General features: G+C 40.4%; 16 protein-coding genes and 1 pseudogene. 14 read left to right on the top strand and 3 right to left on the bottom strand.

The window, feature by feature from the left end:
* The 8 genes from CV014_RS08965 to CV014_RS08930 all read left to right on the top strand — a co-directional run.
* Nucleotides 1-923, top strand: a 923-nt coding sequence (locus CV014_RS08965; RefSeq protein ID WP_236141705.1) for a hypothetical protein, incomplete at its 5' end; no start/stop codon positions are given.
* Nucleotides 923-2,677, top strand: a complete 1,755-nt coding sequence (gene mads6 / locus CV014_RS08960; protein ID WP_236141704.1) for a methylation-associated defense system protein kinase MAD6 — start codon at nt 923-925, stop codon at nt 2,675-2,677. The genes CV014_RS08965 and mads6, both read left to right, overlap by 1 nt.
* On the top strand, nt 2,640-2,966 hold the full coding sequence (locus CV014_RS08955) for a protein kinase domain-containing protein (RefSeq protein WP_236141703.1): 327 nt from the start codon (nt 2,640-2,642) through the stop codon (nt 2,964-2,966). The genes mads6 and CV014_RS08955 overlap by 38 nt, the downstream gene beginning before the upstream one ends.
* Nucleotides 2,941-3,141 (top strand): hypothetical protein, encoded by a 201-nt coding sequence (locus CV014_RS08950; protein WP_236141702.1) that lies wholly within the window; start codon nt 2,941-2,943, stop codon nt 3,139-3,141. The genes CV014_RS08955 and CV014_RS08950 overlap by 26 nt, the downstream gene beginning before the upstream one ends.
* 244 nt (nt 3,142-3,385) lie before the next feature.
* Nucleotides 3,386-5,137: a hypothetical protein gene (locus tag CV014_RS08945; protein WP_236141701.1), complete on the top strand. Its 1,752-nt coding sequence runs from the start codon at nt 3,386-3,388 to the stop codon at nt 5,135-5,137.
* Nucleotides 5,104-5,502, top strand: coding sequence for a hypothetical protein (locus tag CV014_RS08940; protein WP_236141700.1), 399 nt, complete (start codon nt 5,104-5,106; stop codon nt 5,500-5,502). Before CV014_RS08945 ends, CV014_RS08940 begins: the two co-directional genes overlap by 34 nt.
* Entirely contained in the window at nt 5,492-6,940 is a 1,449-nt protein-coding gene (brxL, locus tag CV014_RS08935; protein WP_236141664.1) for a BREX system Lon protease-like protein BrxL, read from the top strand. Before CV014_RS08940 ends, brxL begins: the two co-directional genes overlap by 11 nt.
* A complete protein-coding gene (locus CV014_RS08930; protein WP_236141699.1) occupies nt 6,937-8,115 on the top strand; it encodes a cysteine desulfurase family protein in 1,179 nt (392 codons plus the stop codon). The genes brxL and CV014_RS08930 overlap by 4 nt, the downstream gene beginning before the upstream one ends.
* A 33-nt stretch (nt 8,116-8,148) precedes the next feature.
* Here the strand turns inward: CV014_RS08930 and CV014_RS08925 are convergent, their stop codons facing one another.
* On the bottom strand, nt 8,149-8,298 hold the full coding sequence (locus CV014_RS08925) for a tyrosine-type recombinase/integrase (RefSeq protein ID WP_329608359.1): 150 nt from the start codon (nt 8,296-8,298) through the stop codon (nt 8,149-8,151).
* Nucleotides 8,299-8,899: 601 nt separating this feature from the next.
* Between CV014_RS08925 and CV014_RS08920 the strand changes: the two are divergent.
* The 6 genes and pseudogenes from CV014_RS08920 (at nt 8,900) to CV014_RS08895 (ending at nt 13,346) form a co-directional block, all read left to right on the top strand.
* Nucleotides 8,900-9,735: pseudogene (locus tag CV014_RS08920) on the top strand (IS5 family transposase).
* 199 nt (nt 9,736-9,934) lie between these two features.
* Nucleotides 9,935-10,150 (top strand): hypothetical protein, encoded by a 216-nt coding sequence (locus tag CV014_RS08915; RefSeq protein ID WP_236141698.1) that lies wholly within the window; start codon nt 9,935-9,937, stop codon nt 10,148-10,150.
* A gap of 7 nt (nt 10,151-10,157) precedes the next feature.
* Entirely contained in the window at nt 10,158-10,670 is a 513-nt protein-coding gene (locus tag CV014_RS08910) for a hypothetical protein (RefSeq protein WP_236141697.1), read from the top strand.
* Between the two features lie 8 nt (nt 10,671-10,678).
* The gene (locus tag CV014_RS08905; protein WP_236141696.1) at nt 10,679-10,954 is read left to right on the top strand and encodes a hypothetical protein; all 276 of its coding nucleotides are present in this window, start codon (nt 10,679-10,681) and stop codon (nt 10,952-10,954) included.
* Nucleotides 10,955-11,449: 495 nt separating this feature from the next.
* Nucleotides 11,450-13,123 carry a group II intron reverse transcriptase/maturase gene (ltrA, locus tag CV014_RS08900; RefSeq protein ID WP_236141695.1) on the top strand — a complete coding sequence of 558 codons (1,674 nt, stop codon included), beginning with the start codon at nt 11,450-11,452 and terminating at the stop codon, nt 13,121-13,123.
* 1 nt (nt 13,124) lies between these two features.
* Entirely contained in the window at nt 13,125-13,346 is a 222-nt protein-coding gene (locus CV014_RS08895; protein WP_236141694.1) for a hypothetical protein, read from the top strand.
* 71 nt (nt 13,347-13,417) lie between these two features.
* On the opposite strand, the gene CV014_RS08890 is transcribed toward CV014_RS08895, so the two are convergent.
* Both CV014_RS08890 and CV014_RS08885 read right to left on the bottom strand, forming a co-directional pair.
* Nucleotides 13,418-14,362 (bottom strand): ParB/RepB/Spo0J family partition protein, encoded by a 945-nt coding sequence (locus tag CV014_RS08890; RefSeq protein ID WP_236141693.1) that lies wholly within the window; start codon nt 14,360-14,362, stop codon nt 13,418-13,420.
* Nucleotides 14,359-15,126 carry a ParA family protein gene (locus CV014_RS08885; protein WP_236141692.1) on the bottom strand — a complete coding sequence of 256 codons (768 nt, stop codon included), beginning with the start codon at nt 15,124-15,126 and terminating at the stop codon, nt 14,359-14,361. The genes CV014_RS08890 and CV014_RS08885 overlap by 4 nt, the downstream gene beginning before the upstream one ends.
* Between the last annotated feature and the right edge of the window lie 178 nt (nt 15,127-15,304).

Genomic DNA, 15,304 nt, shown 5'->3' with positions numbered 1-15,304 from the left:
ATGCTCAGTTGAATTTTGTCTTTAAAGATTCTACAGAATATCCCGCTTATCAGCAACTACAAGCTGAAATAGATTCCTTAGCAGCTGACCTAGAGCTAATTCGCCATTGGGAGATTCTCGAACAACAAAGTAACTCGATTGCATCTTGCGATCGCACTCTCACAACTATCAATAACAAGCAAGCCAATTTACATAATTTAGAGCGTTTCAGACAGCAGATTGAGCAATTACAAACAAATCTACATCAAAAAATACAAGGATATACAGACCAGCTGAACGAGCTTTACAATAAATTAAGCAATATCAAAACTCAAAAAGAAGCTCAAAAGCTGCAAGCAGAGATTAATAGCAAGTCTAGTTACTATCACCAATCCCAACAAGAAGAACGCTATAAATCTATTTGTACTGAAGTTAACTTACTTTCAAACCTGCTGCAAATTTTCGCAACTCAAAAAGTAGATACAGTACAGGCTTGTCAAGCAGAGAAAGAACGGTTGCAAAAGTGGCGTTCGGAAATTGAGGAAATTCCCGCAACAGTATTAACTCGGTTTGATGCAATGGTTGCACAATTAGAACAAACCCAGCAGCAGATTAAAAATCAGCAACGCAATGCTGCTATTAAATGGTTAGAAAGTTTAGAAACACAAAGCCAACAGTTACAATCTACCAACTCAGCCAAGAAACTGGATCGTGCACATGAATTACTCAAGTCCATAAAACAACAGCAATATCAATACCAACACATACTACAAGCCGAGCAACAACAAGTTTTAGCACAAATTATTAATAATTGTGTAGAAATTCAAAATCAAGATAAGGAAAGTCAAATTATTACCTTATTCCAACAATTACCCCATGAACGACGAGAAAACTTACTGAAAAAACTGCCACAATATTTATCAGGGACTACGGAGGAGTTTTGATGGCTGAACTCTGTCATTTTGGAGAGCCAGAAAATGAATCAGAACGCAAAGCTTTTGAGTATCTGCGTGACAATTTACCTGATTCCTACAAACTCTTTACGAACCTGGAAATTAAGCAATGTGTAGAAATTTGTGAGGTGGATTTAATTCTCATCGCCCCACACTGCGTTTATGTGGTAGATATTAAAAATTGGCATGGTAATATCGAAATTTATGACCCTAATTGGTATCCAGATAATTACCAACCCTTTTTATCGCCTTTAAAAAAATTAAGAAAACACGCAAAAGTCCTGAGTACGATGATTTGTGATGCTAATCGCGTCAAGGACAGTGAGTTGCGGAAAGTTCACATCCAAGCGGCAGTGTTAATGACAAATATTGATGTCAAAATTATTGATCGCGGGGATAAAGATGGTGAACACATAACATATTTAGATGAACGTTGCCTGAAATACTTTAAAAATAAAGCTTATATTCCTGACTATCGCTATCAAGATATTAAACATTATATTACAACAGTTGAAAGAGCAATCCAGGGGAAATCTAGACCGAAAACAGCACCGCAAAGATATCGTGATTGGCAAGTAGAAGATAAACTTAGTAGCAATGAGCGATATACAGAATATCGTGCTAAACATTTAATGATGGGTATGAGTAGCTGGACAGCAAGATTGCGTGTTTATCAAGTCGATCCACTGCTAGAAACTAGCAAACGTCAAGAACAATATAAACTGATCGGTACAGCATTTCGCGCAGTTCGCCAATTACCATCCCATCCAAATATTCTCAGCGTGCAAGACTTTTTTGAAAGTCGAGAACATGATTGTTTAGTAATGGTAAATGAAGATGTACCAGGGCAAGTTTTGCACCAACATATCAAAAAGCAAAGTCTCAATTGGGAACAAAAATTAGCAGTGATGCGAGATGTTTTATCGGGCTTAGAACACGCCCATAAACATGGTGTGATTCATCGTAATATTACACCCGATAGCATCTTAATTACTACTATCGGTCAAGCTCGTTTAGTAAATTTCGATTATGCGCGTATTTGCGATCGCACCAGCACGATCGCAGATGATATTATCGATGACTTGGAAAAATATGCTGCTTACCAAGCTATCGAATGTCAAAACGATCCTTCTCAAGCCAGCGTTGTTTCTGATTTGTTCTCCGTTGGCTTAGTATTTTACGAACTGTTGACGGGCGTTCCAGCTTTCGCAGATGCTAATCAAATTTCTGAATGCAACGCTACTTTTCCCATTCAGCCATCGGAACACAATCCTGAACTGTCATCGGATTGGGATAAATGGTTGCAAAAATTATCTGCTTTTGCTCCCAAAGACCGCTATCCTCATGCTGATGCAGCATTACAGGATTTAATTCCACTTGCAACTCTACCAAATCTAGATATCACTAACTTGCCTGCCGATACAATTGTTGATGAGCAATATCGGATAATTCAGCGATTGGGGCGACCGGGTAGTTTTGCTGTAGCTTATCATGTTTTTGATATCCTCCGCAAAACAGATTTGGTACTCAAATTAGTTACTCGCGATCGCCGTTCTGTGTATGAACGACTCCAACAAGAGTATACTGCTTTATTAAAGGTTCCCAAGCATCCTCATATTGTGGAAGTTATATTTGCCAGTCGGTTAAAAGATGATACTCCTTTCATTGTTTTTGAGTATATCGCTGGACAAGATATTGAATCTCTAATTGCAAACCAAACCTCTTTGTCTCGAAAAAGCAGTTGAAATTGCTAAACAGACTGCTGCTGGTTTATTACACTTGCACCAATACAAAGTTTGTCACCAAGATATCAAACCTTCTAATCTACTTTTAACTGGCCAAGGTGTGCGAATTCTTGATTTTAATGTCGCCGTATCAGACAGCGATGAAATGACTATTAGTGCTGGAACTCGTCGCTACATTCCCCCGGACTGCAAATTAACAATAGATTTGAGTTTAGCCGAAAAAATCGATAGAGATGTGTATGCTTTAGGTATAGTTTTTATGAATGTGTTACAGGTCGCTACCCTTTGATGAACCACAACCACCAAAACGGAAATTACCCCGCAATCCCAGCGAATTAGAGGGATGCGAGAATTTAAGCGATGAATTAGTACAAGTAATGATGCGAGCGATCGCACCTCAACGCACAGAGAGATTTACTGATGCAGCCGAATTTTTACAGGCATTAATAACCTTTCTTGTCTGAGAAAATCTGAGCCAAGAAGTTTATCGTCAGAAATTAATCAGTACAAATATCTCCCAAAACCGGATATAAAGTCAAGCAAACACAACAAATAACTGCCAATACAACCCCAACAACGTTTAACTTATTTACTCTGCCAAAATTGACAAGTCAAAGTCAAATTGACCCAGATAAACCAATAGTTTTAGACCCCACAGGAAAATACGGAAATTCCACTGGGATACATTGGTATTACCACAGAAGTTGAGTGGATGGAATCTTTGGTATTACTAATTCTCCCTACTGGGTGAGAGGTAAAAGATTATGTGATTGGGCGCAAGAATGGCTAAAAGCTTGGAACAAATTAGATGCGATCACCGAAATTAAACAAGATCCACGCCTGCGCTTACAAGAAACTTTTGGTTCCTTACCTTTACCCAGCGAGTGGACAGAAAACCAACAGCTAGCGGTAGCCACTAAACTTGACTTTTATCCGCAAGATAATCCAATTGCACATTTATTAGCGGATATTACCGAAACTGACAAGCAAATATGGTTAGGCGAACCTTCCATAGAGAATTTAGCTGCTTGGCTGGCGATTCAAGTACCGCCAGAGTGCAAACCTTTAGAACGAGTATGGCAAAACCAATTTCTAGAGCATAACTTAGGAATATACTACCAAACATCAGATAAGCTTAAACTTTTACGCCGTTGGCTAGGAATCGCAGAACCAGCTATTACAGAACTACCTAAATATCCCTTAGCAATTCCCAATTGTTTAACACAAGAGTTTGATCGCTACTGGGAACAACAACTATACCGTTCAGATGGACAAATATTAGAAAATCTCATTCTCAGCGAACAAGTTGGTTGTGAGCGGATTGCAACTGTTGCCTATAATGTCCTTGAGAATCGACCTAACTTGCTGAATAAAGTTCGAGAAAAGAAAATTGCTGCCTATCTCAGTCATCAGCAGCGAGAAACACTCAGCAATAAACAGCCTCCACCTATTCCCGAACCCCTTGATATTCAAGCTACTCCCCAAGAAGCCTTGAGGTGGGTTACGGAAAGTTATTTACCTTTTCGTCGTTGGGAAATAGCGATCCATCAGCCCATCTCTGCACAAAATATAAGCGATCGCTTGGCTGATAGTTTTGTGGTATGGATATTACATCACTATCCCCAAATGAAGGAAAATGATGTTAAAGATTCACAATTAAATTACAGTGTTGCATCTCTAGTGCAAAATCTCTGTCAAACTTCCCCGGTACTTTGGGTTGTAATTGATGGCTTAGGCTGGTTAGATCATCTAGAACTGTTATCCTTCCTCACACAAAACCAGCAACTCGCCATAGAAACTTATATCCAACCGCGCTTCAGCATCTTACCTACAACAACTGCATACGCCAAATGGAGTCTTTACACACAACTTTTACCTAACGATTCTGCTTGGGTTAAAGATGCAGGAAAAGCCTTGCCAAAAATGGAAATAGGAAAGCGTTATACAGACTCTGATAAAGCCAAACTCCTTCAAGATTTAAAAAAAGGCAAACACAAGCTTTATTGTTGGATACGCAACAATTTGACGAATTACACCAAACTGAACGAGATTGGCAACACTGGTATAAAGTTAAACGCCCCCACACCTTGGAAGGAATCGCCAGAGAAATCCAATCTTTCGTTGCCCGAACATTCTTACCCAGAACAACTACAAGTTATCGTTACTAGCGATCGCGGACAAATTTTAGGTGTCTGCGAACAAATCACCTACCCTGACAACCTAGAAGCCCAAGGAAGAATAGTTATAGGAAAAATCGACGATCCTCGGTTCGTAGTTTTAGAAAGCGATCGCTACGGACTTCCTCACGATATCAGTATTGTTAAAGGTGCTGCTACTCTAAGTTCTTTTAGCTACTCTCAAATCAAAAAACTTTCGGTTCCCACGGTGGGCTATTTCCCGAAGAAGTTGTTATTGGCGTATCTATATTGCGAAAATCTGTACAACGCCGTCCAGTGCTAGTATATTGCCGTGGCGAAGGAGAAGTAGGAAAAATCGGCAAGTTAGAAATTACTATTGATAATCCTAACTCCGTACCCTTAATGGATGTATGCATACGTATTCATGAATTATCGAATCTCAATTATGGAATGCCCTTAGAAACAATCATCCCAACAAATGATAAATTAACCTTGACGATAGATATTCCAAAAGTACCAGAGTTACCACCTGGTTATGAAGGCGATATCCTCAGCTTAAGCGGCGAATTAAATTTTCGATTTCCTAGCTGTGAAATAATGAGTACAAGTCTTGCTGCTGACTCGACATTCAAAGTTGAACAAATATTTATTAGTGGTATTGCAGGATTTAATATAGATGAATTCTAACGAACTATTAGCTTATAATCAGGATTTAATTATTGATGTTTTTGGCAATCTGAGCATTGATAAAAATAGATTACCATCAAGTGGATTAAGTTCCGCTGGAATACCTAGTTTTGTTGCCGAATGGCTGCTTGATAAAGTTGTCCCGGGAACTGGAAAACTTACTACCCCAGAATTAGAAAAAATCAATAACTTTGTCAAAAAAGCCTTTCCCCGCAAAGATGACTACAACGAAATCATGTTTGAGTTATCCCAAGGAAAAGCTAAAAAAATTATTGCCCTCATGCGCGTCCGGATTAAAGTAAATAACGAAGGTAAATTAATTCCCGACCCATTAGCACAAATCAAAGTCTTAAATTTAGATGAATGTAGAATTTCTCCCACAATTGTAGAACGCCATACAATGCTTCTTCGCCAAGGCGTTTGGGGGAAAATTGATCTAGTTATGCTTCCTGACGGCACTGTAGAAGTAATGGATTTTGAGCCTTTCCAATGTTCGCAAATTAATTTACAAAGTTATGCCAAGCTTCGAGAAAACTTTAATACACAACAATGGAAAAATTTATTATTTTGCTCAATGGGATTTAATCCCGAACACCCAAGCTACAGTGAAGATGCAAAAACCTGGGTATTATCTAGATTATTACCTTTAGTAGAATCTAATTACCATATTATGGAATTAGCGCCTAAAGGTACTGGGAAAAGTTTCGTATTTGAAAATATCAGCAGTAAAGTATGTCTAATAAGTGGCGGTAAAGTTACCCCTGCACAGCTTTTCATCAATGGTCAAACCAGAGAAGTCGGTTTACTCGGTCGTCATGATGTTGTTGTTTTAGACGAAGTTCAAAGCTTAACTTTTGACAACAATGATGAAGTGATTGGCCCCTTAAAGAATTATCTTGCTAGTGGACGCTATAACCGTTCCGGCTTTGCGGATATTTCCAGCGATTGCTCCCTTGTCATGCTAGCAAATATTGAACTAGATGAGCAATTACGTCCGCGAAATGAAGATAATTTAATTGGGGAACTACCAAAATTTTTCGGCGAAACAGCATTGCTAGACCGCTTTGTAGGCATAATTCCCGGATGGGAAATTCCTAAATTTAAACGAGAAATGATTGCTAATCAAGTTGGTTTAAAAATGGACTTTTTTGGCGAAGTGTTACTATCTCTACGCCAAGATAATCGTTTTTTATCTTACACACAGGAGCATACTCAATTCGAGAAAAATACAACAGTTCGCGATCAAAATGCAATTCTCAAATCAGCATCAGGATTTTTGAAAATTCTTTATCCACATTTACAGCTAACATTAGAAGATTATCGGCGAGATTGCCTACAACCTGCCTGTAGGATACGTCAATATATCCGAAACTCGCTGTATTATCTCGACGATGAATTTAGGCAACTAGGTCAAGAAATTTCCGTTGATGTCAAGTGATTCAAACAGCTAACTCTATATATCTCGACTACCACTCCACAACACCTGTCGATCGGCGGGTAGCAGAATTGATGTTGCATTACATGATCACTGCATTTGGTAATGCTAGTAGCGTTGATCATATTTATGGTGACGAAGCAAACAAGGCGGTTTCTCAAGCATCTGTTAACGTAGCTAAATTAACTGGTGCATCATCTAAAGAAATAATTTTTACATCTGGAGCTACAGAAAGTATTAATTTAGTCATTCAAGGCAGCATAACTATTGATAACACTGCAAAAATTAAACCTCGTATTGCTGTTTTACCCGTTGAACACAAAGCAGTTTTAGATACCTGCTATACATTGGCAAAAAAAGGATTAGCTGAAATTATAAACTTGCGTGTTGATTCAAAAGGTAGATTAGACTTAGACAATGTAGAAAAAGCCTGTGCATCAGGGCTGTCGCTGGTATCTGTGATGGCAGCTAACAATGAAATTGGTAATATTTATCCCATTCAAGAAGTTGGAAAAATAGCTCAAAATTATAACATTCCTTTTTTGTGCGATGCTTCCCAAGCTGTAGGTAAAATCCCTATCAATTTTGAAGAATGGGGCATTACTTACCTCGCAATTTCTGCGCATAAACTCTATGGGACAAAAGGTACAGGAGCTTTAGTTGTGAGAAAAGCACATCACCTCAATCCCATTTTTTTTGGTGGTGGACATCAAAAAGGAATCAGGTCAGGTACTCTCAATGTTCCTGGTATTGTTGGGTTGGGAGAAGCTTGTCGCCTACGACTGCTAGAAATGGAAGAGGATGAAAAAGCGATCGCTGAACTGAGAGATAAATTACAAAGCTTACTACTAAGTAAAATCCCTGGTCTAGTCATCAATGGCGATGTAAGTTCCCGGTTATCTGGCAACCTCCATATCTCCATTCCTGATGTTCCTAACAGTGCAATCATTGCCAGAGTCCGTAATAAACTAGCTATCTCTACAGGTGCCGCTTGCTCATCTGGTGTAGAAACACCTTCTCATGTTCTTCAAGCTATGCTTTTACCAAAAGAAGTTATTGAAGGAGCGTTGCGTATTGGCATAGGTAAATTTACTAATTCTTTGGAAATTGAACACGCAGCAGAAATTTTATCATCAGCAGTCCACTTAACTCGTCAAGCCATGTGTTCTCAGATGTAATAGGAGAGCGATTTTTTTCGGGGGAGATGGGCATTAATCATCCCAAAGACCTTGAAATTTAGTAGATGCAAGTTCGGTGTAACGAACTGTGTGCTGAATATTTTTATGTCCCAAGTAACTTTGAATTGTCCGAGTGTCAATACCTCGATTAGCCAAATAATAACCCGTCCCATGCCTTAGCATATGAGCATGAATAGGGAAAGGTAAACCAGCTAACTCACCAGCTCGTTCAATGTGCCTCTAAAAATAATGCCAGCATCGCTTCTAGATTATCTTTTTGATACTGCGTGGGCATCAACTCTTTAAGGGTGTAAACTAAATTTTGGGCGTGGGCAAGCATTTTTCTTGCTTTTTATCGAAATACATTTCACGCCCTTTCTCTCATATTTTGAGACAAAGATGCAATCATCTTTATGCTCAGGTCAAACAGCCTCTGCATTCAGCTATCTCGCATTCTCTGTATTCATTACATGAATTAAGTTCTTTTTAAAACAAAAACTACTTACCTGATTCTATTCACCTACTGTTATACTTAAACACTGGTTTATCTAGCTTGTACGTGTGACTACGGTTGGTGCAAGAAATGAGACTTGATTAACCGTTGATTCCACAAATCCAGTAGCAATAGCTTCACCATTTCGCCAACGTTCTCCATAGTTTGGGATATAAGCCCCATTGTTGGAAATATAGCTCTGAGAGCTGATTCGTAAAGAAAATCTAAAAAGAAGTGAATCTGGGTTGACCCAGGTTATAGGCTAAACCGAGTGTAGTTATTTTGTTGTCGATGAGCCGTCTACCAGCGATTGAGAATCCACACCGCAAACCCTACCCAAGTGATTTAAGCGATGCTGAATGGTTAATTATCAAGCCTCTTCTACCTACACCCAAGGGATTTGGGCATCCTGTAGAAGTAGATTTACGAGAAATTCTCAACGCTATTTTCTACGTACAAAGGACTGGTTGTCAGTGGGAAATGCTACCTCATGATCTTCCTCCTTACACAACGGTGTATGGCTACTTTCAGAAATGGCAACGTAAAGGCATTTGGCAGACAATTCACGACCAAGTGCGGCATAAACTCCGACAAGATTTAGGGAGAGATGAAAAGTCTACCGTGGCGTAGGCGTAGCCCGTCGAAGACATCGCTGATTCTCAATCCGTGAAGACCACGGAAAAAAAGGGGAGGTCTACGGTTTCGATGGTGGTAAGAAGGTTAAAGGGCGTAAACGACATATAGTTGTAGATTCTCAAGGGTTGTTGATTGGCGTTTTAGTGACTCAAGCCAATGCGTCAGAACGTTTGGGTGCTGTGGTTGTACTGCATGAAGCAGCCGAGGAATTGTCTAAATTGGAAGTTGTTTGGGTAGATCAAGGTTATTCGGGAGAAAACTTTGCTCAAGCCGTTAAGCACGTTTGTGGAGAACAGGTTCGTGTTGAGGTAATTGAAAGGATATCGAAAACATTTGAGCGATTGCCAAAGCGATGGATTGTAGAACGGACATTTGGTTGGCTCAATCGATTTCGGCGTTTGAGTAAGGATTATGAGTTGTACACCGAGCTAAGTGAAGCAATGATTTATGGCTCATTGATTCGTCTGATGATCAAGCGAATGGCAGCTTAAGGTTTTCTTTACGAATCAGCTCTAAGTGTGATAATAAAAAAATACTTTTGCCAAAACATACTATCCTTGGTGCAAAGAATACATACTACTCTGCACCAATAAAATTAGGGTAATCAGCCACTTAGTTAAAGCATTAGCCATAGCATTGAAAAACAATAAAACAAGATTATCCATCAAGTTACGAAAAAGGAATTTTGTAATGGAAAAAAATCATTCAGATCGCACTCAAGAAATAGCTCTAGTAATTCCAGATTTCGCCGATGATCCTGATAGTATTTCTACGCCTGAATTATTTTTTGAAGATGATGGGATATACGTAAATTGCTGTCACTGCGGAGGCTCAGGCTATTTGTATGGTAATAGTGGCTGGATTTGCCCTGAGTGCGATGGTTCTGGAATTGGGGGGATGAGATAAATTCAAAATGGAAAATGGCGAATTATACAAGGATGGAATCATTGAAGTAACAGAAGTCGAAGATGAGGACGAAGATTTCTTTGAAGTTGCAGTGCATTTTGATGGCGATATTTTTCTACCCAGCGTCATTTTCAAAGGCGCAGATCACGCATTGCAGCAAGCCAAAAAGCTCTATGATTGGCTAGAAACTAATCCAAAAGAAATTAAGGGGGAGCAACTACGCTGGCGATCATACACAGTTAATCGTGAAATCCTAAGAGAGTATCCATCTTGCTATTTACCTTACTGCTATTCAAAATACGAGCAGAGTTTAGAAGTTTTCGTTTTTGAGCAAGACAAGGAAGCGATCGCTTACGGTTGGTTCAGCGCTGAACCTTTACCTTACCGTATGGATAAAGAAGATGGTTTGGTAGTTCTTGCAGACATTTCAGATGATGCTGTACTTGCTGGTTGGCATAAAGCTACTGACATACGTGTTTACATTTACTCTTTTCTTTACCAGTTAGATAGCCTCTGCTGAAAGCTTCGTTGTATCTACGTATCTACGCCAAATTACACCTATATGATGCTCAATCTCACTTACGGGTGTTATTGAAAAATGGGTGGCTAAGATGCTTATGGAGAAAGGCTTTTAGCCAAGCGCGTACAATTTTCCCGTTTTGGGTGCGACACGATGGCGCACGAAGGGCTGGAAGCCCCTATATACAAAACTTCCAAAAGATGAGTGAGGAACCGATTCCTCCAGTCCAGTGTCCAGGACTGTTCCTAACCTTCCCATGCACCACTGGTAACGGTGATGTGTGAAGCGGAAAGTAAAGCCCAAGGAAGCATTTAGCCTAAAAATGTCACCGGGCAAAGGAAAGATTGGATGGGTGAATGTAAATGAATCCTTGTTGAGGCATCGTAAGAATTGGTCATCGAAAAGGCTGACACGGTGATATGAGTAAAGCACTGAATACCCCAAAATTATTCAGTCAAGGTTCAACTCCCCAATTTGGTTGAACTGGGACACCAAACACTCCGGTGTAGAAAGGACACCCTACCCAATTAAATCTCATCCGTGCGTAACGTAGTAACCCCAATGGAGTCTGGGACTATACCCAGTAAGCAATCCGTAAGGAAAGCCGAATTCTTCAGTGGGTCAAGGATGCTTCCAGAAGCGAAAGCCACCAGCCGAAAGGCAAGGGAAATCCATAACCCGGTGGATAAGGCAGATGCCTAACCTGAAAGGGTGCTGACGGGAAGCAGGTGAGTCAACCAAAATCCGTTGTAATTATTTCAAACCGAGGTGTAAGTTAGATGCAGGCAACTGTAAACCGAACCAAGGGACAGACTGATTGGAATTGTGTCAATTGGCGCAAAGCCAATCGAATTGTTCGGAATTTGAGACAGCGAATCTTTAGGGCAAAAACTGAGGGCAACCTGAAAAAGGTACGCTCTCTCCAGAAACTGATGCTACGTAGCTATTCTAATCGCCTAGTTAGCGTTAGAAAAGTGACGCAGTATAACAGAGGTCGAAACACACCAGGAATAGATAAAGTAGTAGTTAAAACTGCTACTGCCAGGGGTCAGTTAGTAGATAAATTAACTGATTATTCTCCCTGGAAATCATCACCAGCACGACGAATTTACATTCCGAAAGCTAATGGGAAGAAACGACCTTTAGGAATCCCAGTAATACAAGACCGTGCCATCCAAGCATTGGTTAAAAATGCCTTAGAACCCGAATGGGAAGCAACTTTTGAAAGGTCTAGTTACGGTTTCCGACCAGGACGCAGCCCCCATGATGCTATTGCCAGTATCTATAACCTCGCCCGTCCCAATAAACGGAAGAAATGGGTGGTAGATGCAGACATTCAAGGATGTTTTGACAACATTTCGCATAATTTTCTGTTAGAGCTATTAACAGGCTTTCCAGCCCGTGAATTAATTAAACAGTGGCTATTAGCAGGATATATGGAAGCGGATTCTTGGCATCCTACAGATGCAGGTACACCGCAAGGGTCTGTTGTCAGTCCGTTGTTAGCAAATATAGCTTTGCACGGTATGGAATCTGCTTTGGGAGTCAAATATAACAAGGACGGAGAACTCCGTGCAGCAAGAGCCTTGGTGAGATACGCTGATGATTTTGTGGTGTTCTGTGAAACACTAGAAGATGCAGAAAATGTTGTTCAAATTCTTAATGATTGGATGCAAGTCAGGGGGCTTACCCTCTCCCAAGAGAAAACCAAAATATCGCATCTTACAGTAGGTTTTGACTTCTTGGGTTTCAATATCAGACACTACAAAGACCAAACCACTAAAACTCTCTGGAAGCTGTTAATCAAACCTAGTAAAAAGTCTGTGCTAAATATTCGGAGTAAACTGCGTTCCGAATGGCTTAACTGTAAAGGTAAGTCAATAGATGCAGTGATTAAAAAGCTCAATCCGATTATTCGGGGACAAGCTAATTACTTCCGAGTTGGGGTATCCTCAAAAATTTTCAATTCTCTTGACCACTGGTTATATGAGAAACAGAAAATGTATGCCAAACGTACTCATCGAAATAAATCCGATAGCTGGCGTAAGGCTAAATACTGGGGAAATCTAAATCTTGATAGACCATTTGACCGATGGGTTTTCGGTAATAAACAAACCGGAGCCTATATGTTGAAATTTGCTTGGTTCAAGATTGAAAGGCACATTCTTGTTAAGGGTAAATCATCACCTGATGACCCCAAATTAAGGGACTACTGGATTAAACGGCAGTCAGCTAAAACTAAATCCGAATTAATCAAAAGTAGGCAGAAGATAGCTCAAAAGCAACAATATGTCTGTCCTGTCTGCGGGGAATCGCTCTTAAATGATGAGGAGTTACATCTTCATCATAAAAAGCCAAAAACTCAGGGTGGTGGTGACAATTACGGCAACCTACAACTCGTACATCTGTACTGCCATCAGCAAATACATTCTGGAACAATAAGTAGTCTGTGACTTGCTTGAGCCGGATGCGTTGCAAGGCGCACGTCCGGTTCTGAGGGGGCGGGATTATAGCGATATAGTCCTGCTACCCGACCACGGTGATGCCAGACAGGGTAGAACAAATCCTAGAGTAGTCAAAAAAACTCGTTCTAAGTTTCCATCTAGAAAACCAATCCACTCAGGAGCGGGTACTAAACGTCAACCACTCACTTTTTTTATTCTCAATACTGCTTAATTCTTAACCGAGAAGTATTGTTAATTCTTAACCGAGAAGTATTGTTAATTCTTAACCGAGAAGTATTGACTTCACTTGGGATTGTCATCTTCTATCAGTGCGTTTAATTGGGCTAACAGCTTTTCTACCTTTGCCTGTTTTTTAGGGTCATCCCAGACTTGAGATTTTTTTAAGCGGCGAAAGGTTTCATCAGCTATGTCTTTTAATGATGGAGTCCCTGATCTAGACTGCTGCTCAATTTCTTTTATCTTGCGCTTGAGTTCGCTTAGTGAGAGATTATAGGCGATCGCATCTTCTAGGAGTTGTTTCCTGGTTAATTCATCTTGCAATTTGGCGATCGCTCGTGCTTTAGTATATTCAAGTTGTCCCTGACGGAGTGCTTCTATTACGTCAGCAGGCAAATTGAGTAAAGGCAAGCGGCTGACGCGAAAACTTTCAGCACTAAATTTACCAATGGCTGAAAGGACAGATTCAATAGTTTCAAGCTGACGGAAAACGTTTTCCGTCAAATCCAAGCTTCGCTTTTTGGCATTGGCAGCAGAGTTGAGGACGGAGATCACCTCATTTGTACTAACACCAAGTTCAATGCTCAAAAGTTCAAGTATTCCCTCGGTTTCTTCTATAGGATTGAGGTCTTCGCGCTGGAGATTTTCAACAAGCTGCACCTTAGAAGTGGTGATATTATTCATTTCGCGAATCACCACGGGGACTTCGGTTAGTCCTGCAAGTTGAGCAGCCCTTAAACGCCGTTCTCCTGCCACCAGTTCGTACTCTTCATTCGGTAGGGGGCGCACCAGCAGAGGTTCGAGAATACCCAGTTCTTTGATTGAGCGTGATAGTTCCTCTAGTTTTTGAGGGTCAAAGTAACGCCGGGGCTGGGATTGTGGCAGTTTAATTAAACTGATGGCAACTGTATTGGGTGAATTAGCCAGACTTTCCGTTTCGTTAAAACTTTCGCCTAGTAGGGCGGCTACACCTTTTAAGTGGCTGGTATAGGGTTGGTCTTTTTTGCTCACTGTAGTTTTTCTAAATTAAGGGCGATTTTTTTTATTACAGCGACGGCAGGATGTTTGGGATTATATAGTGCTAACGGTAAGCGTGCTTCACTTGCATCAGCAAAGGCAATAGATTTAGGAATAGGTTCAAAGACTGTTGCCACGGGTGAAAGTTGTTCTGTGATGGCTTTCATGGTTCTGCTTTCTTGAGCAGTACGTGCATCATACATTGTAGGTATGAAACCAGCAATAGCAAGTGTTTTATTAGCACCTTTACGGAGTGTGGCTACAGTTCTTAGTAGTAAATCAGTTCCTTGAAAGGATTTGAACTGACACTGAATTGGTACTAAAACATGGGTAGCTGCTACTAAGCTAATAACGCTAAGGATACCCAGTGATGGGGGACAGTCAATCAAAATGTAGTCGTATTGATCGAGTACGGATGCGATCGCATTTTTTAGGCGCATTTCCCGCATCAAGGCAGCAACCAGTTCTAGTTCTGCGGCACTTAAATTGATGTTGGCTGGAACTAAACCCATGCCGTGAATTAATTCAGGGTGAATTGGTAATGGTTCTTCTCCCACTACGGCCTCGTAGACGGTTTTAGAGAGAGTTTCTGGTTCTAGCCCCATAAATGTCGTGAGTGAGGCTTGGGGGTCTACGTCTATCAAAAGGACACGATTTTTCTTTTTTTGAGCGAGTTGGTAGCCCAAGTTCATAGTTAAACTTGTCTTTCCTACTCCCCCTGATTGGTTAAATAGCGCAATAATACGAGTTTTGCTCACGAGTGATAAATGCAGTTGTAATTAAAAATGCCTCTAATACGGCAGATTGTAGCTTTGGATTAACGGTTATACAACTGGAGAGAGTACATTTTTCACAAATTGAGACTATAACGCTTTTTGTTCAGAAGATGCGACAAAAGGCGATGCCTAACGTCAAGGCTAATGCCAACGCTTGTTT

It is taken from the genome of Nostoc sp. CMAA1605 (assembly GCF_021596505.1).
Classification (GTDB): domain Bacteria; phylum Cyanobacteriota; class Cyanobacteriia; order Cyanobacteriales; family Nostocaceae; genus Trichormus.
This window is presented reverse-complemented; position numbering and strand designations above follow the sequence as displayed.

What these genes read in the sequence shown, in the direction of transcription:
- CV014_RS08925 (WP_329608359.1), bottom strand. Translation starts at nt 8,298, where the DNA reads ATGCTAAGGCATGGGACGGGTTATTATTTGGCTAATCGAGGTATTGAC.
- mads6 (WP_236141704.1), top strand. Translation starts at nt 923, where the DNA reads ATGGCTGAACTCTGTCATTTTGGAGAGCCAGAAAATGAATCAGAACGC.
- CV014_RS08910 (WP_236141697.1), top strand. Translation starts at nt 10,158, where the DNA reads ATGGAAAATGGCGAATTATACAAGGATGGAATCATTGAAGTAACAGAA.
- CV014_RS08915 (WP_236141698.1), top strand. Translation starts at nt 9,935, where the DNA reads ATGGAAAAAAATCATTCAGATCGCACTCAAGAAATAGCTCTAGTAATT.
- CV014_RS08950 (WP_236141702.1), top strand. Translation starts at nt 2,941, where the DNA reads ATGTGTTACAGGTCGCTACCCTTTGATGAACCACAACCACCAAAACGG.
- ltrA (WP_236141695.1), top strand. Translation starts at nt 11,450, where the DNA reads ATGCAGGCAACTGTAAACCGAACCAAGGGACAGACTGATTGGAATTGT.
- brxL (WP_236141664.1), top strand. Translation starts at nt 5,492, where the DNA reads ATGAATTCTAACGAACTATTAGCTTATAATCAGGATTTAATTATTGAT.